Source organism: Enterobacteriaceae endosymbiont of Donacia cinerea (assembly GCF_012569925.1).
Classification (GTDB): Bacteria; Pseudomonadota; Gammaproteobacteria; order Enterobacterales; family Enterobacteriaceae.
The window spans coordinates 52781-74439 of record NZ_CP046204.1; the positions used below are offsets into that span (position 1 = coordinate 52781).

Annotated in this window: 21 protein-coding genes and 2 tRNA genes; 14 read left to right on the forward strand and 9 right to left on the reverse strand. The window is 19.6% G+C overall.

Features of this window, described 5'->3' with window-relative positions:
- Positions 1–7 precede the first annotated feature (7 nt).
- Positions 8–886 (reverse strand): glycine--tRNA ligase subunit alpha, encoded by an 879-nt coding sequence (gene glyQ, locus GJT94_RS00275; RefSeq protein ID WP_168894156.1) that lies wholly within the window; start codon positions 884–886, stop codon positions 8–10.
- 188 nt (positions 887–1074) lie between these two features.
- Here glyQ and GJT94_RS00280 point away from each other — a divergent pair, with 188 nt between their 5' ends.
- Genes GJT94_RS00280 through rplY form a run of 3 tightly spaced genes read left to right on the forward strand, consistent with a single transcriptional unit; the run spans position 1075 to position 3337 of the window.
- Positions 1075–2013, forward strand: a complete 939-nt coding sequence (locus GJT94_RS00280) for a cation diffusion facilitator family transporter (protein ID WP_168894157.1) — start codon at positions 1075–1077, stop codon at positions 2011–2013.
- Positions 2014–2053: 40 nt separating this feature from the next.
- Entirely contained in the window at positions 2054–3016 is a 963-nt protein-coding gene (gene pfkA / locus GJT94_RS00285) for a 6-phosphofructokinase (RefSeq protein WP_168894158.1), read from the forward strand.
- 21 nt (positions 3017–3037) lie between these two features.
- Positions 3038–3337, forward strand: a complete 300-nt coding sequence (gene rplY / locus GJT94_RS00290; RefSeq protein WP_168894159.1) for a 50S ribosomal protein L25 — start codon at positions 3038–3040, stop codon at positions 3335–3337.
- A 40-nt stretch (positions 3338–3377) separates the two neighbouring features.
- On the opposite strand, the gene dapB is transcribed toward rplY, so the two are convergent.
- The 3 genes from dapB to ileS are packed head-to-tail and all read right to left on the reverse strand — an operon-like array spanning position 3378 to position 7436.
- Positions 3378–4154 (reverse strand): 4-hydroxy-tetrahydrodipicolinate reductase, encoded by a 777-nt coding sequence (gene dapB / locus GJT94_RS00295; protein ID WP_168894160.1) that lies wholly within the window; start codon positions 4152–4154, stop codon positions 3378–3380.
- A gap of 17 nt (positions 4155–4171) precedes the next feature.
- Positions 4172–4669 (reverse strand): signal peptidase II, encoded by a 498-nt coding sequence (gene lspA / locus GJT94_RS00300; protein WP_168894161.1) that lies wholly within the window; start codon positions 4667–4669, stop codon positions 4172–4174.
- A complete protein-coding gene (ileS, locus tag GJT94_RS00305; protein ID WP_425482915.1) occupies positions 4644–7436 on the reverse strand; it encodes an isoleucine--tRNA ligase in 2793 nt (930 codons plus the stop codon). The genes lspA and ileS overlap by 26 nt, the downstream gene beginning before the upstream one ends.
- Before the next feature lie 146 nt (positions 7437–7582).
- On the opposite strand from ileS, the gene rpsT reads away from it, so the two are divergent.
- From rpsT to gpmA, 3 genes are read left to right on the forward strand one after another with little or no spacing between them, the layout of a single operon-like run.
- Complete coding sequence (rpsT, locus tag GJT94_RS00310; protein WP_168894163.1) at positions 7583–7846, forward strand: 30S ribosomal protein S20; 264 nt, start codon at positions 7583–7585, stop codon at positions 7844–7846.
- 46 nt (positions 7847–7892) lie between these two features.
- Positions 7893–8228, forward strand: coding sequence for an iron-sulfur cluster insertion protein ErpA (gene erpA, locus GJT94_RS00315; protein WP_168894164.1), 336 nt, complete (start codon positions 7893–7895; stop codon positions 8226–8228).
- Positions 8229–8262: 34 nt separating this feature from the next.
- Entirely contained in the window at positions 8263–8961 is a 699-nt protein-coding gene (gene gpmA / locus GJT94_RS00320; protein ID WP_168894165.1) for a 2,3-diphosphoglycerate-dependent phosphoglycerate mutase, read from the forward strand.
- A gap of 16 nt (positions 8962–8977) precedes the next feature.
- Here gpmA and pta read toward each other — a convergent pair whose 3' ends face one another.
- Together pta and GJT94_RS00330 are read right to left on the reverse strand one after the other, a co-directional pair.
- On the reverse strand, positions 8978–11101 hold the full coding sequence (gene pta / locus GJT94_RS00325; protein WP_168894166.1) for a phosphate acetyltransferase: 2124 nt from the start codon (positions 11099–11101) through the stop codon (positions 8978–8980).
- Positions 11102–11139: 38 nt separating this feature from the next.
- Positions 11140–12345, reverse strand: a complete 1206-nt coding sequence (locus GJT94_RS00330; protein ID WP_168894167.1) for an acetate kinase — start codon at positions 12343–12345, stop codon at positions 11140–11142.
- Positions 12346–12494: 149 nt separating this feature from the next.
- Between GJT94_RS00330 and GJT94_RS00335 the strand changes: the two genes are divergently transcribed.
- Positions 12495–12566: transfer RNA gene (locus tag GJT94_RS00335), tRNA-Cys, on the forward strand.
- 32 nt (positions 12567–12598) lie between these two features.
- A tRNA-Leu gene (locus tag GJT94_RS00340) sits at positions 12599–12685 on the forward strand.
- Positions 12686–12694: 9 nt separating this feature from the next.
- On the opposite strand, the gene GJT94_RS00345 is transcribed toward GJT94_RS00340, so the two are convergent.
- Complete coding sequence (locus tag GJT94_RS00345) at positions 12695–13165, reverse strand: CvpA family protein (protein WP_168894168.1); 471 nt, start codon at positions 13163–13165, stop codon at positions 12695–12697.
- 80 nt (positions 13166–13245) lie between these two features.
- Entirely contained in the window at positions 13246–14073 is an 828-nt protein-coding gene (gene truA / locus GJT94_RS00350) for a tRNA pseudouridine(38-40) synthase TruA (RefSeq protein ID WP_168894169.1), read from the reverse strand.
- Positions 14074–14230: 157 nt separating this feature from the next.
- Here truA and GJT94_RS00355 point away from each other — a divergent pair, with 157 nt between their 5' ends.
- The 3 genes from GJT94_RS00355 to lipA all read left to right on the forward strand — a co-directional run bounded on the left by GJT94_RS00355 (position 14231) and on the right by lipA (position 17074).
- Positions 14231–15445 carry a serine-type D-Ala-D-Ala carboxypeptidase gene (locus GJT94_RS00355; RefSeq protein WP_168894170.1) on the forward strand — a complete coding sequence of 405 codons (1215 nt, stop codon included), beginning with the start codon at positions 14231–14233 and terminating at the stop codon, positions 15443–15445.
- A gap of 43 nt (positions 15446–15488) precedes the next feature.
- Positions 15489–16115, forward strand: coding sequence for a lipoyl(octanoyl) transferase LipB (gene lipB / locus GJT94_RS00360; protein WP_168894171.1), 627 nt, complete (start codon positions 15489–15491; stop codon positions 16113–16115).
- A gap of 62 nt (positions 16116–16177) precedes the next feature.
- On the forward strand, positions 16178–17074 hold the full coding sequence (lipA, locus tag GJT94_RS00365; protein WP_425482916.1) for a lipoyl synthase: 897 nt from the start codon (positions 16178–16180) through the stop codon (positions 17072–17074).
- 186 nt (positions 17075–17260) lie between these two features.
- Here the strand turns inward: lipA and cspE are convergent, their stop codons facing one another.
- Positions 17261–17470 (reverse strand): transcription antiterminator/RNA stability regulator CspE, encoded by a 210-nt coding sequence (gene cspE / locus GJT94_RS00370; RefSeq protein WP_168820769.1) that lies wholly within the window; start codon positions 17468–17470, stop codon positions 17261–17263.
- A gap of 200 nt (positions 17471–17670) precedes the next feature.
- Between cspE and GJT94_RS00375 the strand changes: the two genes are divergently transcribed.
- From GJT94_RS00375 to GJT94_RS00385, 3 genes are all read left to right on the forward strand, one after another.
- The gene (locus tag GJT94_RS00375) at positions 17671–18444 is read left to right on the forward strand and encodes an enoyl-ACP reductase FabI (protein ID WP_168894173.1); all 774 of its coding nucleotides are present in this window, start codon (positions 17671–17673) and stop codon (positions 18442–18444) included.
- A 145-nt stretch (positions 18445–18589) separates the two neighbouring features.
- Positions 18590–20131 carry a Re/Si-specific NAD(P)(+) transhydrogenase subunit alpha gene (locus tag GJT94_RS00380; RefSeq protein ID WP_168894174.1) on the forward strand — a complete coding sequence of 514 codons (1542 nt, stop codon included), beginning with the start codon at positions 18590–18592 and terminating at the stop codon, positions 20129–20131.
- 13 nt (positions 20132–20144) lie between these two features.
- Positions 20145–21551, forward strand: coding sequence for an NAD(P)(+) transhydrogenase (Re/Si-specific) subunit beta (locus tag GJT94_RS00385; RefSeq protein WP_168894175.1), 1407 nt, complete (start codon positions 20145–20147; stop codon positions 21549–21551).
- Positions 21552–21659 lie beyond the last annotated feature (108 nt).

Below are 21659 nucleotides of genomic sequence, written 5' to 3' on the forward strand. Positions count from 1 at the left end.
ATAATTTCTATTTTATATTATCATAATATTTTGTAATGATTAATTTTGTCATATTACGTAATTTTAGAACATACCTTTGTCTTTCAGTATGTGATAAAAATCTACGTGCTTCTAATAAATTAAAGCAATGGGAGGCTTTTAAAAGTTTTTCATATGCAGGGAAAATTAATGGTTTTTCTAATTCTAATAAATAATTTATTTCAGTTTCATAATTTTTAAAACAATACATAAGAAAATTAATATTTGTATATTGAAAATTATAAATAGATTGTTCTATTTCATTTTTGTAAAAAATATCACCATAAGTAACGTAAGTACTTTTATCTTTATTCCAAATTAAGTCAAATATATTTTTTACATCTTGTATATGCATTGCTAATCTTTCTAAACCATAAGTAATTTCTCCTGTTATTGGATTACATATTATACCCCCCATTTGTTGAAAATATGTAAATTGAGTTATTTCCATACCGTTTAACCATATTTCCCACCCGATTCCATATGCACCTAACGTAGGATTTTCCCAATTATCATCTATAAAACGAATATCATTTTTTTTTAAATTCAATTTTAATATTTCTAAAGATTTTAAATATAAAATCTGGATATTATAAGGAGGAGGTTTCATTATTACTTGAAATTGATAATATTGTTGTAATCTATTAGGATTATTACCATATCGTCCATCGGATGGTCTTCTTGATAATTGTACATAAGCTAATTTAATAGGTTTTTCACCTATTGCGTATAAACATGTCATTGGATGTGATGTTGCTGCTCCAACTTCAGTATCAATTGGTTGAATAATACTACAACCTTGTTGTGCCCAATAATTTTGTAAAATAAAAATCATTCCTTGAAATGTTTTTTCATTAAATTTTTTCATTTTTTCAAATTTTTTTTAAATTTATGACTTAAATATAATTATTTTATATAATTTTTAATAAAAATATAAATTAAAATTTAACATATTTTTAATAGAATAAAAATTAATGTTAAAATAATTTATTATTTTAAAATATAAAAAATTTTTATACTACATTATAAAAATTTAAATATGGATTAAATATAAATATGAATAATATATCTCAACAAATTTATTTTAAAGAAAACAAAAATGAATATAATAAATTAATAAAAAAAGCTACAAATTTAGCAATTTTATTATCTTTAACATTATTAATACTAAAATTATTAGCTTGGTGGCAAACAAAATCTATAAGTATGTTAGCTGCTTGCGTAGATTCTTTTGTTGATATTACGTCTTCATCAATTAATTTATTAATTATATATTATTCTTTACAGCCTGCTGATTTAGAACATACATTTGGTCATGGCAAAGCTGAATCACTATCTGCTTTAACACAAAGTATATTTATTTGTATTACAGCAATATTTTTATTTTTAAATAGTTTAAAATATATATCTAATCCTACAAAAATATATTATCCAATAATAGGAATATTAGTTATAATAATTTCATTTTTTTTAACTTTAATATTAGTTCTTTTTCAAAGAAAAGTAATAGCTAAAACAAATAGTCAAGCTACTCATGCTGATATGATGCATTATGAATCAGATATTTTGATTAATAGTGCAATTTTATTAGCTTTAATTTTAAATTATTTTCATATAAAACAAGCAGATTCTTTTATAGCATTAATTATAAGTATATTTATTTTTTATAACGCTTTTAAAGTAGGATATAAAGCAATACAATCTTTGTTAGATAGATCATTACCAGAACATGAAAAAAAAATTATAATAGATTTAATTACTTCTTGGCCTAAAGTAAAAGGAGCACATCAATTAAAAACAAGACAATCTGGTCCTACACGTTTTATACAACTTCATTTAGTATTAGAAGATAATTTACCTTTATTAGAATCACATTCAATTGCGAAAAAGATAGAAAATGCTCTAAATAAAAAATTTCCTTATTCAGATATAATTATACATCAAGATCCATATTCTATAGTTTCTAAAAAATATAAAGGTTTTTTTAAAAATTAATTTTATTAATAAAATATTATATATTTTAATGAGGTATCATATGATTCAAAAAATTGGTGTACTTACAAGTGGTGGAGATGCTCCAGGAATGAATGCTGCTATTAGAGGTGTTGTGAGAACAGCAATAAGTTATAATATAGAAATTTTTGGCATATATAATGGTTATTTAGGATTATATAATAATAATATTATTAAATTAAATAGATTTAGTGTATCTGATATTATTAATAAAGGAGGTACTTTTTTAGGATCTGCTCGTTTTCCTCAATTTAAAAATCAAAAAGTACGTTCTGTTGCTATAAATAATATGAAAAAACATGGTATTAATGCATTAGTTGTAATAGGAGGAGATGGTACGTATATTGGTGCTAAATTATTAACAGAAATGGGTTTTCCATGTATAGGAATTCCAGGAACAATTGATAATGATGTAGCAGGTACTGATTATAGTATAGGTTATTCTACTGCTTTAGAAACTATTGTTGAAGCTATTGATAAATTAAGAGATACATCTACTTCTCATCAAAGAATATCTATTGTTGAAATTATGGGTAGACATTGTGGAGATTTAACTTTATCTGCAGCTATTGCTGGAGGTTGTGAATTTATAGTTTTACCTGAAATTAATTATAATCAAGAAGATTTAGTAAAAGAAATAAAATTAGGTATAGAAAAAGGTAAAAAACATGCAATAGTATTGATTACCGAATTTATTTGTGATATTAATAAACTAGCGAAATTTATCCAAACTAAAATTAAACGTGAAACTAGAACTACAGTTTTAGGTTATATCCAAAGAGGAGGTTCTCCTGTTGCATATGATCGTATTTTAGGTTCTCAAATGGGATCTTTTGCAGTAGAATTATTATACAAAGGATATGGGGGAAGATGTATAGGTATTCAAAAAAATAAAATGATTCATCATGATATTATTGATGCTATTTTAAATATGAAAAAAATTTTTAAAAAAGATTTATTAGATATTGCTAAAAAATTATATTAATTAATTAAAAAGAGATATAATATGAATATTATAAAATTTTTAAAAAGAATACAGACAGGTAAAAAATTTAGTAGACGTTTAAGACTAAATAACCAATTTCCAGCCATAATTTATGGTAAAAAAAAAAAAGAAATACCTATTATTATAAATGATAATGATATAGTTAATATTAATTTTAAAAAAATTTTAAAAAAAAAACTTCATATAATTAAACTAATAGATGAAAAAGAAAAAACTTATAAAGTAAACATTATTGATATTCAATATCATCCGTATAAAAATATGAAGATATATCATATAGATTTTTTATTTATAAAATAATACAAATTTTTTAAAATAATTAATTTTATTAATTTTAATATTATATTTCTAATACATCGTGCATATTATATATACCAGATTTTTTATTATTAATCCAAATAGCTGCTTGAATGGCACCTTTTGCAAAAGGCATCCTATTAGATGCTTTATGAATTAATTCTATTTGTTCTCCGATAAAAGAAAATAAGACACTATGTTCTCCATATAAATCAGCTGCTCTAATAGAGTGACATGTAATTTTTTTTAAAATATTAAATTTTTTATAAGCTTTAATAATAGTATTTTTTAATGATAAAGCTGTTCCTGATGGTAAATCTATTTTTTTTTTATGATGTTTTTCTATTATATCTATATCTAAATTATTTATTTTTTTATTTTTACATAAAATATTAATTATATTTTCTATTATTTTTAATAAAATATTTATACCTTGACTAAAATTAGAAGATAAAATAATAGCTATATTTTTTGATATTTTTCTAATTATTAATTTTTGTTCTTGAGTAAAACCTGTAGTTCCAATAACAATTTTTTTTTTATATTTTTCACAAATATTTATATTTTTTAGTGTTGTTTTCGGATTTGTAAAATCTATTAAAACATCAAATTTATCTATAATATCTATTATATTAGATTTAATATCTAAAAAATTAGATTTATATAAAATTTTATTTATCTTTTTTAGAGATATTTTACTTTCTGTAACTCCATTTAATAAAATATTATTTATTTTTTCTGTATTTAGTATTTTAAAAATATTTTTACCCATACGACCATTAATTCCTGCTATAGCTAAACGAATTTGATTTTTTTTCATATAAAGGAACCCACATATTATTTTGATATTTTAAAATTATCTTTGATAATCAGAATTATACTAACAAAAATTAGAATATCTGCAATATTAAAAATAGGAAAATGATAATCTAATATATGTATATCTATAAAATCTATCACAAAGCCATATTGAATTCTATTAAGTAAATTACTTAATATTCCACTAAATAAAATATTATAAGATAATTGATTAAAATTATTTTTAATAAAAATTAATATTATTAATATAATTATATTAATTTTTATTAAAAATAAATTAATATTTTTAAAATTTTTTAAAAAACCAAAAATAATACCATAATTTTGTAAATAAATTAAATTTAAATAAGAACAAATATAATAAAATTTATATAGTTTTATTTTTTTAATAATGAGATTTTTACTGAAAAAATCTATTAATATAAATAATAAAATATATATATTTAATATTTTTATTTTTATTTTTTTTTTAATTATTTTAAAAAACTTATTAAATAAATAAACGTTTTTCACCATCACCTATTGTATTTAATCTACAACGATCACAAATATTATTAATTATATTTTTATAAAAATACCAACAACGTTTACATTTAAAATATTTTGATTTAGTAATTTTAAAACTTTTTATTAATTTATTTGTAGACATTTTTCGTTCTTCATAAAAAGAAATATTAGATACTAATAATAAAAAACGTAATTCTGAACCTAATATTACTAATTTTTTATAAATATTTGTATTCACAAATACAGTAATATTTGCTTCTAATGAACTACCTATAATTTTTTTATTTCTTGCATATTCAATAATTTTATTAATTTTATTTTTAAAAAGAAAAATTTCATCCCAATATTTATTATTCATTATACTATTCGATGATAAATAAAATAATTTAGAATACCACTCTTCTGTAAAAACATATTTAGATCTTATTCCAGGAATATAATTCCAAATTTCATGAGCTGTAAAAGATAATATTGGTGTTATCCATCTTACTAAAGATTCAAGGATCATATATAAAGACATTTGACAACTTAATCTTTCTATACTAAATTTTTTAAATGTATATTGTCTATCTTTTATAATATCAAAATAAATGGAACCTAAATCTATAGAACAAAATTGTGTTATTTCTTGAACTACATTTTGTATATTATATTCCTTATAATATTTTATAATTTTATTTTGTGTAACTTTTGTTCTATGGATAATCCATTTATCTAAAATTAACATTTGTTCTATTTTTATTAGATTTTTTTCTGGTATAAAATTATCTAAATTAGATAATAAAAATCTAACTGTATTTCTAATTCTTCTATAAATTTCGGTAATTCTGTTTAGAATATTAGAAGAAATATGTATTTCATTAGTATAATCAGTAGAAGATACCCATAATCTTAAAATATCACTACCTAAAGTATTTACTATACTTTGAGGTTTAATAATATTACCTAAAGATTTAGACATCTTTTTACCATTTTCATCAACAGTAAATCCATGACTTATTACTGTTTTATATGGAGCATCATTATTAATTATTGTTGAAATAATTAATGAGGAAATAAACCATCCTCTATATTGATCTGTACCTTCTAAATATACATCAATTTTATTTTTTTTAAATTTTTTGATTTTTTTAATAATCGAATCATGAGTAGATCCAGAATCAAACCATACATCTAATACATCTGTAACTTTTTCATATAAAATAGCGTCTTCCCCTAAAAATTTATTAATATTTAAATCCCACCATGCTTGTATACCTTTTTTTTCAATCATACAAGCTATTTTTTCAATAAATTTTAAAGAATTAACATGTATTTTTTGTGTTTTTTTATTAACAAATAAAGGAATTGGAATTCCCCAAGTTCTTTGTCTAGAAATACACCAATCAGGTCTTTTATCTAACATTAAATACATTCTTTTATAACCCCAATTAGGTATCCAATTTACTTTTTTTATAACTTTTTTTGCTAATTTTCTAAGATTTTTTTTATCTATACTAATAAACCATTGTGATGTAGATATATATATAATTTGTATTTTATGACGCCAACAATATGGATAATTATGTACATAATTTTCTAATAAAAATAATGTGTTTGTTTTTGTTAAGATTTTTATAATTATTTTTGTAGAAGAAAAAATACTAATTTTATCTAATTGAGGATGTACACTATTTACAAAAAATCCTTTTTTGTCTATAATATTTTCTAAACATTTTATATTATTTTGATGACATATTTTATAATCATCTAATCCATGATTAGGAGCCATATGAACAATTCCAGTTCCTGATGTTTCAGAAACATAATCACTTGTAATTACAGAAGAAATTTTATTATTAATTGGATTTTTTATTAATATATTTTTAAAATGTTTACCTTTTATTTCTAATAAAATTTTCCATTTTATAATTTTTGCTTTATACATAATAATATTAACTAAATTTTTAGCTATTATAATAATTTTTTTATTAATTTTAATTAATTGATAATATATTTCACTATTTACAACAATAGCTCTATTTGCTGGAATAGTCCACGGTGTTGTAGTCCATATTAAAAATGAAATATTATAATTTTTTATTTCTATATTTAAAATTTTTTTAAAAACATTAGAATTTATTATATTAAACATAACATAACATGTTAATGTTTTTTCTTTAACATAATTAACTTCAGCTTCAGCTAAAGAAGAAACACATTTTGTACACCAATATACTGGTTTTTTACCTTTATATATATAATTATTTTTAATAACTTTTCCTAAAGTACGAACAATATTTGCTTCTGTTTGAAAATTCATTGTTAAATAAGGGTTTACCCAATCAGCAAATATTCCTAATCTTATAAAATCTTTTTTTTGTTTTTCAATTTGTTTAAAAGCATATTCTCTACATTTAATTCTAAATTTTTTTTTGGAAATTTTTTTATTTTGTTTCTTTAAAATTTCTTCTACTTTCTGTTCTATAGGTAAACCATGACAGTCCCAACCAGGAATAAAATAAGTATAGTATCCATCCATATTTTTAGATTTGATAATAATATCTTTTAAAATTTTATTAAAAGCATGCCCGATATGAATATCTCCATTTGCATATGGTGGTCCATCATGTAAAATAAATATTTTTTTATTTTTTTTTATATTTAATATTTTTTCATATAAATTATCCTTTTCCCATTCTTTTAATATAATTAACTCATTTTCCGTTAAACATGCTTTCATTGGAAATTTTGTTTTTGGTAAATTTAAATCAAATTTATTTTTCATACTAATTATCTTTAATTGATTATTATTTTGATAAAAATTAACAAATATAAATTTTATTTATACATAGATATTATATATAATAATATTTTATGTAAATATATAATTTTTATAAAAAAATAAAAATTATTCATATAATAATTATAAGGGTATTTTATATGGCGAATATAAAGTCAGCTAAAAAAAGGATTTTAAAATCAGAAAAAAAAAGAAAAAATAATATCAGGTATCGTTCAATGTTAAAAACTTTTATTAAAAAAGTTAATAATGCTATTTTTAATAAAAATATAAAATTATCAAAAAAAAATTTTAAAATAATGCAATCTATTATTGATAAACAAGTACAAAAAAAATTAATTCATAAAAATAAAGCATCACGTTACAAGTCTAGATTATTTAATAAGATTTTACATCTTAATTAACTGAAATTAATTTAACTTTTATATAATAATTTTAAAAATTAAAATAATGAATATTAATTCAAAAGATATTAATATCTCTTTAACAAAGAGAGCCGCAAATAAAATAAAAAAATTATATTCTAAAAATAAAAATTTTAGAATATTTATTTTAGGTGGAGGATGTAGTGGATTTAAATATGATTTTATGTTAGATAAAAAAATAAAAAAAAACGATATTCTTATAAATTTGTTAGGTATAAATATCGTAATAGATAAAATAAGTATGCAATATTTAACTGGAAGTATTATTGATTATATAGAAAATATTGAAGAATCTAAATTTATTATTAAAAATCCATATATGAAAAATACATGTAGTTGTGGTTCTTCTTTTGATATTTAATATCAAAAAATATATTTATATAAGGAAAAAATTTATGTCTAATACAAAATTAGTATTATTACGTCATGGACAAAGTACATGGAATAAAAAAAATTTATTTACTGGTTGGCATGATGTTGAATTATCTCCAGAAGGAAAAATTGAAGCAATACAAGCAGGTAAAATATTAAAAATAAAAAATTTTAAATTTGATTACGCATATACTTCTGTTTTAAAAAGAGCAATTCATACTTTATGGTTAACTTTAAAAGAATTAGATCAACTCTGGATTCCTATTAAAAAAACATGGAGATTAAATGAAAGACATTATGGCAAACTCCAAGGTATGAACAAAGATGAAATTATTAATAAATTTGGTAAAAAAAAAGTACAAGAATGGCGTCGTAGTTTTACAGTTACACCACCAGCATTATCTAATGACGATATTAGATGGTCTAGATTTGATTCAAAGTATTCTAAATTAGAAGATTATCAATTACCTTTATCAGAAAGCTTATGCAAGACATTAGAAAGAGTAATGTATATATGGAAACATAACATATCAACTAAGATTATAAATGGAGAAAGAATTCTTATTGTTGCACACGGTAACTCACTAAGAGCTTTAATTAAACATATTGAAAATATTAATGATAATGATATTATTAATTTAAATATTGCTACCGGTATACCTATAGTTTATGAATTTGATAGTAATTTAAACTATAAAAAAAAATATTATTTAAATAATTAATACATAAAATATTATTTTATTTTTTTGTATATTGAGATTGAATAACTGTTACTGCTATTGTATAGATTATATCATTAATTGATGAACCTCTTGAAAGATCATTAATTGGTTTTTTTATACCTTGTAGAATAGGGCCTATAGAAATTATTTTAGATGTTCTTTGAACTGCTTTATAAGTAGTATTACCTGTATTAAGATCAGGAAAAATAATAACATTAGCTTTTCCGGCAACTAAAGATTTTGGTGCTTTATATTTACCAATATCTTTTATAATAGCAGCATCGTATTGTAATGGTCCATCTATTATTAAATTTGGTAATTTATTTTGTACTAATTTAGTTGCTTTATAAACTTTTTCAACTTCAATACCCTTACTAGAATTACCTGTAGAATAAGAAATCATTGCTATTTTAGGTTTTAAATTAAATAATTTACTAGTATTTGCTGATTGTATTGCTATTTCAGCTAATTGTTGATAATTGGGATTAGGATTAATTGCACAATCACCATATATTAATATATTTTCATGTAATAACATTATAAATATTGATGAAATTATAGAATATTCTGGTAAAGTTTTAATTATTTGTAGTGCTGGTCTTATAGTATTTGCAGTTGTTGTATTAGCTCCAGAAACTATACCATCAACTTCATTATTCTTTAACATCATAGTAGCTAAGAACATATTATCTTTTAGTAATTTTATTGCATTATGTTTATTTAATAATTTATTCTTTCTTATATACATTAATTGTTCTATATAATTATTTCTAATAGAACTAGGGTTAATAATATCAATATTTTCTAAATTTATATTATTAATTTTAGCTATATTCATAATTTCTTTTATTTTACCTAATAATATACATTTAGCTATATTTTTTTGAGAACATATTGATGCAGCTTTAAGAGTACGTAGATCAGTACCTTCTGGTAATAAAATTGTTTTATTAAGTTTACTTGCTTTATTAATTAAATTATATCTAAATAAAAACGGTGAAATATAAAATTTATAATTTATAGTTTTTTTATCAAAAATTTCATCAGGAATATACAAATTAATATAATTGATTATATTTGATATTAATTTAAAATCATCAATTGGAAAATTATACTTATAAATATTTTGTAATTTTAAGTTAATTTCATAAAAATTATTTTTTGTATATAAAATATATATATTATTATTTTTAATAATTTTAGAAAATTTTTGTATTATTAAATTAGAATTTTTACTTATACAATCTGTAAATAATATAGCCTTAAAAAAAATATTTTTAGATAACATATTATCTATTTTCTTTAAACTTGTATTATCATTTATAGATAAAATAATTAAAGATTCAGTAAAAAAAGATTTATTTATAAATTTTTGTATATTTAAAAAAATAATATATTTAATATTTTTATATTTAAAATTATTAGATATATGACAATTTAAATATTTACATATAACTTTTAAATCTATTCCAAACACAAAATTTTTTAGCCATGGGATAAAAATAATATTATCTTTTTTTAAAGATAATAAATTATGATTTATAGTATCATTTTTTAAAAAAATATTTTTAAATATATTTATTTTATAAAAAAAAGGATTATAATTATTACATTTTTCTTTAATAAAGAAAAATGTATTATTTTTTTGTAAATTATATAATTTTTCTTTAAAAAAATTATTGATAATAGATTTTGTTTTTTCTAAAATTTCATTTTTTGAAAATGTAGATGTAACAAAAATAATTTTTGCATTGAATATATTTGCTATATCACAATTTAATTTAAATATTATTTGTTCAAAATAAAATGGAATTATTCCTTCTATAAAGATAATTTCTGTATTATTTATATTTTTAAAATATTTTTTTATTATTTTTTCAATAATATTATCATATTCAGTGTTATTATTTAATAAATTAAAATCACTAATTTTTAAAGAATTAATAGACTCAATATTTAATTTATATTTATTTAAAATATTATTAGTATAATTAATATTATAGTTTTCTATTTGAGAAATAGGTTTAAAAAATTTACATTTTAATTTTTTATTTTTTATATTATTTAATAATCCAATATTTACACTAGTAAAAAAATACATATCAACATTAACTGGTATTGACATAATTACTTTTAACATTATTGTTTACCTTTTAAAATAAATAATTTTTAATAATACTACTTATTAAGTAAAATATTAAATGTATCTTGTGCTATCATTAATTCTTCATTTGTAGGAATAACTAATATTGGAACACTATTATTAGTATTTATTAACCCCATTTTACCAAATTTTATTTTATTATTTAATTTATGATTTATAAAAATATTTAGAATTTTTAATTTTTCTATTGTTTTTTCTCTAATTAAAATACTATTTTCTCCAATACCACCTGTAAAAATAATTGCATTTATTTTATTTTCCATTAAAATACTATAAGAAGCTATATACTTAGATAAATAATGTATAAATATATCTGTAGCTCTTTTTATTTTAAAGTTTTTTGAATAATTATCTTCAATATATCTAAAATCACTAGTTATATTTGTTAATCCTAACATACCTGATTCTTCGGTTAAAATTTTATATATCTTTTCTATTTTAATATTTAATTTACTAAACATATAAAAGATAATTGCAGGATCAATATTTCCACATCTAGTTCCCATAACTAAACCTTCTAGAGGAGTTAATCCCATTGAAGTATCAATACTTTTACCATTTTTTATAGCAGTAATAGATGAACCATTACCTAAATGACATGAAATACAATTCAATTTATTTAATGGAATATTTAATATTTTTGCAGCGATTATACTAACATATTTATGACTAGTACCATGAGCACCATATCGACGTATTTTATATTTTTCATAAAATTTTATTGGTAAAGCATATAAATACGATGTTTCAGGCATTGTTTGATGAAAAGAAGTATCAAACACAGCGACCTGTTTATTTTGTAAATGAGGTATAATTTTTATAACTTCTTTAATACCTACTAATTGAATAGGATTATGTAAAGGTGCAAAAATAGATGCCTTATTTATTGCTTCTATAACTTTTTTCGTAACAATAACAGGATTTGTAAATTTTTCTCCTCCATGAACTATACGATGACCTACTGCAATTATATTATTATATAATAAAGTTTTTTTTAAAATATATTTTATTAAATAATTTAATATGATTTTATGATCAATTTTTGAGTAAAAAAATTTTTTTTGTTTTTGATTATTAAAATCCCATTTAATATAAGAATCTGTATTTTTAAAATTTTCTGATAAACCAGATAATAAAATTTTTTTTTTTAAAACATTTATAACTGAAAATTTTAAAGAAGAACTACCACAATTAATAACAAGTATTAATTTATTTATCATATATTTTCCTAAAAAAATATTATTTAATAAGTAAAATTCAATTATATATAAAAAAATTATAAAATTATATATAAGATAAATTATAATTTTTTTTTTAAAACAAAATATAATATATACAGAATTAATAATTTAATATATTATATACGAATGGCGCATTGGCAGAATGGTTTATGCAGAGGATTGCAAATCCTTTTATTTCGGTTCGATTCCGGGATGCGCCTATTTTAAAAAAATAATTTATTTATTTTATTTTGCCCAGATGGTGGAATTGGTAGACACAAGGGACTTAAAATCCCTCGGCATTTATACTGCTATGCGGGTTCAATTCCCGCTCTGGGTATTAGAGTTTTTATAAAACATATTTATATCTTTGTAAAATATTATTAAAATAAATAAAAAATAATGATTTTTTTTCAATTAAAAAATATTTATATAAACTTCTATCTATATTATTTAATGAATATAAAAAAAGCAAAATTATTAAACATCCTTTAAAAATTCCAAAAAATAATCCTAATATATTATTAATATTTTTTATATTATATTGATTAATAATTTTTCGATTTAAGTATTTTTTAATAATATATCCTGATAAAAAAGTTAATATAAAATAAATAAATAATAAAAAAATTTTTTTAAAATAAAGATTAATTATTTTTTGATTTTTTATAAAAATAAAATAATTATAATATTTTTTAGATATATAAAATGATATAAACCAATTAAATATTATAAAAATTTCTTTTATAAATCCTCTAAAATAACCAAATATTATAGAAAATAACAATACTAATATAAATAAATAATCAATAATAAACATATTTTTTACATCAATTTTTTTATTTAATTTAAATTATACAATTTATTTAAAATAAAATCTTTTTTTAATAGAAAATTTTACTAAAATAAATTTTTTAAAAAAAAATGTAAATTATTATTTATATTTGGAATATGAAAATATTTTGGATATTCAACTTCTACTAAAAATAAACCGTTTGGTTTAACTGTAGCTGCAGCTTTAGTTCTATCTTTCATTTTTATTAATTTTAATAACCAATCTTCTTTTTTATTACCAATTCCTATTTCTAATAAACTTCCTACAATATTTCTAACCATATGATATAAAAAAGCATTTGCTTTAATATCTATTAAAATATAATTTCCATATTTTTTAATATTACAATCTAAGATTCTTCTATATGAAGAACCAATTAATTTATTTCCAGATCTAAAAGATGAAAAATCATGTTCTCCTAATAAATATTTTATTGCATTTTTTATTTTTTTTATATTTAAATTATAATGATAAAAAGTAACTAAATTATTTAATATAGCAGATCTATATTTATTATTATAAATAATATAAAAATATCTACGAGATAAAGCGCTAAATCTAGCATGAAATTTTTTATTTACAGATATGATCCAATTTACAACTATATCATTAGGTAAAAGACTATTTATACCTAAGATCCAGGATTTTTTTTTTCTAAAACTATATGTTTCAAAATGAATAACTTGTCCTAAACTATGTACACCCACGTCAGTTCTACCTGCACAAAAAATTACTATGTTATGATTTGCTACTTTAGAAATAGCATTTTCTAAATACTCTTGTATAGTTTTTTTATAATATTGTTTTTGTTTTTGCCATCCATGATAATTAGTACCATTATATTCTACTCCTAGTGCAAATTTATATATTTTTATAAATTTAAAATTTGTCATATGATATTTTTATATCTTTATATTATTTTATAATATTATATTTTACTAAAAATTAGTTACATTTTAAAAAAAATTATATAAAATAATGTTTTAATAAATAAAATTTTAATAATTTTAACAAAATTAAAATACATGTTTATGTATGAGTATAAATATAATGAAAATATATAAAAAAAATAATAAATTTATTAACAATATATTAAAATTAATTATTATTGTATTTTTAGTATATTCAACAGTTATATATGCAAATGAAAATATATTTAATATTATATCTCAACCAAATATTGATGTTAAATCATATATTTTAATAGATTATAACACGGGTATGATTTTAACTGAAAAAAATTCAAACGAAATTCAAACACCAGCTAGTTTAGCAAAAATTATGACTAGTTATGTAATAGGAAAAGCATTAGTAAAAGGTAAATTACATAGAAATGATATAGTTATTATTGGAAAAAATGCTTGGGCGGCTGGTAATGAAGAATTTAATGGTTCATCATTAATGTTTTTAAAAATAGGAGATCGTATTTCTGTAAAAAATTTGATAAAAGGAATTATATTACAGTCAGGAAATGATGCATGTGTTGCTATGGCAGAACATATATCTGGTAATCAAAAAAATTTTGTAAATTTAATGAATTTCTTTGCTAAAAAAATAGGATTAAAAAATACTCATTTTAAAAATGTACATGGATTAGATGAAATTGGACAATATACATCTGCAAAAGATATTGCAATTATGGGAACATGTTTAATACGTGATTTTCCTTATGAATATTCAATATATAAAGAAAAATATTTTACTTTTAATCATATTTCTCAAAAAAATCGTAATTTATTATTATGGGATAAAACATTAAATGTAGATGGAATTAAAACTGGTCATACTGAAAATGCTGGTTATAATATAATTGCTTCTGCAACACAAAATAATATGAGATTAATAGTTGTCCTTTTAGGAGATAAAACAGAACAAGATCGTAAAAAAAATAGTAAAAAACTATTGAATTGGGGATTCGAAACTTTTCGTACAATTAATCCAATAAAAAAATATCAAAAAATAGCTTCTATTCCAATTTTATATGGTAAACATAGTCATGTAAGAATTGGTATTAAAAATAATGTTTTTTTAACAGTTCTTAAAAATCAAGAAAAAAAAATTAAAATTTTATATCATATTAAAAATAATAAAATTTTTGCTCCAATTTATAGAAATCAAGTATTAGGTAATTTAACTTTTATGATTAATAACCATATAATTGGTAATTATCCATTAATTGCATTAGAAAATATACCAAAGGGTAATATTTTTGTTTGTTTTTTAGATTATATAAGATTATTATTAAGTAAATGGATTCATCAATAATTATTTATTTTTTAAATAAAAAATAGTATTTCAATAAATATTAATGTATAAAAAAAATTTTATTATAAGAGATTTAGGAATAGAATCATGGTATATAACTTATAAAAAAATGTATTATTTTAATTATATAAGATCTGATAATACATTAGATGAAATATGGTTAGTTGAACATACTCCTGTTTTTACACAAGGAAAATTATCTAAAGTAAAAGATATTTTATCTTATAAACATAAAATACCAGTATTTAATACTGATAGGGGGGGAAAAATTACATATCATGCTCCAGGACAACAAGTTATATATATTTTAATTAATTTAAAAAAAAGAAAAATAAAAATTAAATTATTAATTTCTATTTTAGAACAAACTATAATTAATATATTATTATATTTTAATATTAAACCTGATTGTCCTTTTAATCATCCTCCTGGAGTATATATTAATAATAAAAAAATTGCATCTATAGGAATAAAAATTTCAAAAGGATTTACTTCACATGGAATATCATTTAATATTAATATGAACTTATTACCTTTTAAATATATTAATCCATGTGGTTTTGATAAATTAAAAATGACTCAATTAAAAGATTTTATTCCATATATAAAACCAATAACAATTAAAAAATTATTAATAAAAGAATTTTTATTATTAATAAGTAATACTTAAGACTAATTAAATTTATTTTTTTTTAAAAATTTTTATTTTATAATATTAAATATATTTTTTAAATACATAATTTATGCAATTTATATGATATGAAACAAAAAATTTTAAAAAAACCTAATTGGATTAAAATTAAATTTTCTACAAAAAAGATTAATAAAATAAAAAAAATTAAATCTATTTTAAAAAAAAATAGATTATATTCAGTTTGTGAAGAAGCATCTTGTCCTAATTTAATAGAATGTTTTGGAAAAGGACAATTAACTTTTATGATTTTAGGTAATATATGTACAAGAAATTGTCCATATTGCGATGTAATTCATGGTAGACCAAAAATTAAATATAATAAAAATGAAGCTTCTAACTTAGCTAATACTGTTTTTAAAATGAAATTAAAATATGTTGTTATTACTTCAGTTAATCGTGATGATTTACATGATGGAGGTGCAAATCAATTTCTTGAGTGTATAAAAGAAATACGTAAAAAAAATTCTAATATTAAAATAGAAATTTTAGTACCTGATTTTAAAAATTGTATGGAAAAAGCTTTAAATATATTTAGTTATTCATTACCTGATGTTTTTAATCATAATATAGAAACAATAAAACGTTTATATTATAAAATACGTCCTTCAGGTAAATATCAAAAATCTTTAATATTATTAAAAAAATTTAAAAATTTATTTCCTAATATTTTAACTAAATCAGGTTTAATGGTTGGTTTAGGAGAAACAAAAGAAGAATTATTTAATACTATAAAAGATCTTAAATATAGTAAAGTTGATATTTTAACTATAGGACAATATTTACAACCTAGTCAACATCATATACCTGTTCATAAATATATTAGTTTAAATGAATTTTCTCAAATTCAAAAAGAAGCAAAAAAACTTGGTTTTAAAAAAGTAATCTGTGGTCCTTTTATACGTTCTTCATATAATGCAGAAAAATTTTCTTTTTAAATTTTTCTGTAGTAAAATAATGCCTCTGATAAAATTTAAAAATTTTATGTTTAATTATTTAGAATAAATAAAATAATTAAAAATTTTTAATTTATTAAAATAATAAATATTTAAAATAATTTTAATAAAAAATAAATTTTTTCAGAGGCAAATTTTATTCAACCTTTTCTTACTAACTAAAAAAATTTAAAGAGCAACAACATTAGCAGCAGAAGGTCCTTTGGCTCCGTTAGTAATTTCAAATTCTACTCTTTGGCCTTCGGTTAATGTTTTAAAACCACTACTTTGAATGGCAGAAAAATGTACAAAAACATCTTTGCTACCATCTTCAGGAGTAATGAAACCAAAACCTTTAGATTCATTAAACCACTTAACGTTACCTTTAATCTTGGACATCAATTATTACCTTTACATAAAAATAGACACCGAATTTGTGTCATTTAAAAGTACATCAATTAATAATACATTTGTCTAGTGAAACAAATCAAAAAAGTGAGAAATATCGAGTTTTTAAATATTTTTTTAAAAAAAATATTTAATTTTTTTATTATTATTAATAATTTTATTAAATTTATATTATATAAGGACAAAAATTTATGTGTTTACTATCAGGGAAAAAAATATTAATTACTGGCATTTTAAATAAATTATCTATTGCATATGGTATAGCTCGTGTTATGTATAAACATAAAGCAAATTTAATTTTTACATATCAAAAAAAAAAAAATAAAGATAAAATAGAAAAATTAGTAAAAAAAATGACAAAAAATCCAATTATAAAATGTGATTTATCTAAAGATAGAGATATTAAATCTTTATTCATTAAAATATCTAAGATATGGAATAAATTTGATGGTTTTGTACATTCTGTTGCATTTACTCCTAATAATGCTTTAAAAAAAGATTTCATTCAAAATACATCGCGTTTAGTATTTCAAATTTCTCATGATATTAGTTCATATAGTTTATTAGGTATGATAAAAGAATGTGTTAATATATTAAATCATAAGTCTTCAATTATAGTATTAACTTATTTAGGAGCAAGATGTGTTATACAAAATTATAATATTATGGGATTAGCAAAAGCTTCATTAGAAGCTAACATCCGTTATATAGCATGTAATATTGGTAATAAAAATATTAGAATTAATGGTATTTCTCCAGCACCTATAAAAACTATTGCATCTTCAGAAATAAAAAATATTTATAAATTAATAAAATTATATAAAAAAAACAGTCCTTTATTAGAAAAAATTACTATAAATCATATAGGTAATGTAGCTACTTTTTTAGCTTCTGATTTATCTTTAGGTATTACAGGAGAAATAATAAATTTAGATTCAGGATTTAATATAAAAATAAATTATTAATAATTTATTTTTATGTTTTTATATAAAATAAAAAATTTGAAAAATTAATTAATAAATGATAATTTTTAATTTTAAATAAATATTTTTTATTTTATTTAATTTTATTAAACAAACATATTTTCTTATATTCAAGGAATAAATATATATGATAATTGGAATACCAAAAGAAAAATATTTTAAAGAAACTAGAATAGCAATGACTCCTTTAAATATTAAAAAATTAATAAAATTAGGATTTACAGTATATGTTGAAAAAGATGCAGGTAATCTTTCCTATTTTAAAAATCAAGATTTTATAAATGAAGGAGCAAAAATAGTAAAAAATGAAAAAATTTGGGAATCAAATATAATAATAAAAATTCATCCTCTTGATACAGAAGAAAGTAAATTAATAAAAAATAATAGTACATTAATTAGTTTTATTTGGCCTAATAAAAATCATTTATTATTAGAAATTTTAGCAAAAAAAAATATAACTACTATTGCAATGGATGCAGTACCTAGAATTTCTAAAGCTCAATCTTTAGATGCATTAAGTTCAATGAATAATTTAGCAGGTTACAGAAGTATTATAGAATCTATAAATTTATTACAAAGAACTCCAAATGGACAAATAACAGCTGCAGGTAAAATATTACCAGCAAAAATAATGGTTATTGGAGCAGGAGTAGCTGGATTATCAGCAATTGGAACTGCTAAAAGTTTAGGAGCAAAAGTAATTGCTTTTGATAAAAGAAAAGAAGTAAAAGAACAAATTCATAGTATGGGTGCTGAATTTTTAGAATTAAAATATTATCAAGAAGATAATGATAATGAGTATAAAACTCTTTCATCAAAAAAAAAAATAGAATTAGAACAAAATTTTTTTAATAATATAGTAAAAACAACAGATATTATAATCACAACAGCTGTTATTCTAAATAAAAAAGCACCAATTTTAATTACTAAAGATATAGTTAAATTAATGAAACCAGGTAGTATTATTTTTGACCTTGCAATTGAAAGTGGAGGAAATTGTGAATTAACAAAAATTAATAAAATGATTACTACAGATAATAATATAAAAATCTTAGGATTTACTAATTTAACAAACAAATTAGCTCCACAAGCTTCTCAATTATATAGTACAAATATTGTTAATTTAATGAATTTATTATCTAAAAATAATTTAGGTAAAATTAATATTGATTTAAAAGACGAAATTATTCGAAATATGACTATTATTTATAATAGTAAAATTATTTGGCCTGCTCCAGAAATTAAATTTAAAAAAACAAAAAAAAATATAAAAAAAACTAATAATTTTAGCAATAAAAAAAATAGTACAAAAAAAAATATATGTTTTTTTAAAAGTAAATATTTTTTGTATATTTTAGGAATATTTTGTATTTACTATATAACAAAATCCGTTCCACATGAAATAATACCACATTTTATTATTTTTTTATTATCTTGTATAATAGGATATTATGTAGTATGGAATGTTGATCATAAATTACACACACCACTAATGTCTGTTACTAATGCAATTTCTGGTATTATTATTATTGGATCTATCTTACAAGTAAATAGTGATTATTATACTATAATTATATTTTCATTTTTAGGAACTTTATTATCCAGTATTAATATTTTTGGAGGTTTAACTATTACTCAACGTATGTTACAAATGTTTCGTAAAAATTAAGGAGAATTTATAAATGTTTGATAGGTCATTAATATTTATATATACTATATCTGCAATATTATTCATATTAAGTATTGCTAATCTTTCAAAAAAAGAAACCTCTAAAAGAGGTAATTTATTTGCTATTAATGGTATGCTTATTGCTATTATTATTACTATATTAAAATCTCCAATAAATAATATTGGTTATGTATTAGGAGCAATTTTTTTAGGTTCTATTATAGGTATTATTATTTCAAAAAAAATTGACATGACCAAAATGCCTCAATTAATAGCAATATTACATAGTTTTGTGGGATTAACTGCTATTCTTGTCGGATTTAATAATTATTTATTATTAATTTATAATAAAATTTTATTTTATAAAAATATTCATATTCAATTAATAGAAATCTTTATTAGTATTTTTATTGGTTCAATAACTTTAATAGGTTCTATTGTTGCTTTTAGTAAATTATCAGGATTTATTAAATCAAAAACTTTAAATATAAAATATAAAAATCAAATACATATTTGTACTTTAATAATATCATTTATTTTTATGATAATTTTTTTAAAAACACATAATGTAACATTACAAATTACAGCATTAGGATTAATATTTTTAATTTCATTAATATTTGGTTTCCATTTAATAATGAGTATTGGTGGAGCAGACATGCCTGTAGTAATTTCAATGTTAAATTCTTATTCAGGATGGGCAGCTGCATCTTCAGGATTTATGTTAACTAATGATTTATTAATTATAACTGGAGCTTTAGTTGGTTCTTCTGGTGCTATTCTATCATATTTAATGTGTAAAGGAATGAATAGATCGTTTATTAATGTACTACTTGGTGGAAATAATAAATTTTTTAATAAAAATATTATTACAACACAAAAAGATAAAGATATACAAAGTTTTAAAAAAATATCTATTGAAAATACAGTAGAAATGTTAAAAAATTCTAATAGAATTATTATTGTTCCTGGATATGGATTAGCTGTATCTCAAGCACAATATCCACTTTCCGAAATAGTAAAAAAATTACGTTTATTAGATATTATAGTAAAATTTGCTATTCATCCTGTAGCAGGACGTTTACCTGGTCACATGAATGTATTATTAGCAGAAGCTAATATACCATACGATATAGTATTAGAAATGGATGAAATTAATAAAGATTTTATTAATACAGATACTGTATTAGTAATAGGTGCTAATGATACAGTTAATCCATTAGCTCAAGAAGATATTAATAGTCCAATATCAGGTATGCCTGTATTAGAAGTTTGGAAAGCTAATAATATTATTATTCTTAAAAGAAGTATGAATCAAGGATATTCAGGTATTAGTAATCCTTTATTTTATAAAGATAATAGTTATATGTTATTTGGTGATGCTAAAGATATAATAAATAAAATTTTGAAAATTATATAATATTAAAGTTTACTCGCTGTATGTAAGTAAAATACTAGAGTAAACTTTATAAATTATTAAAATAATATTTTTATAAATAAAATCGATTTTTTATATAAATATTTTTTT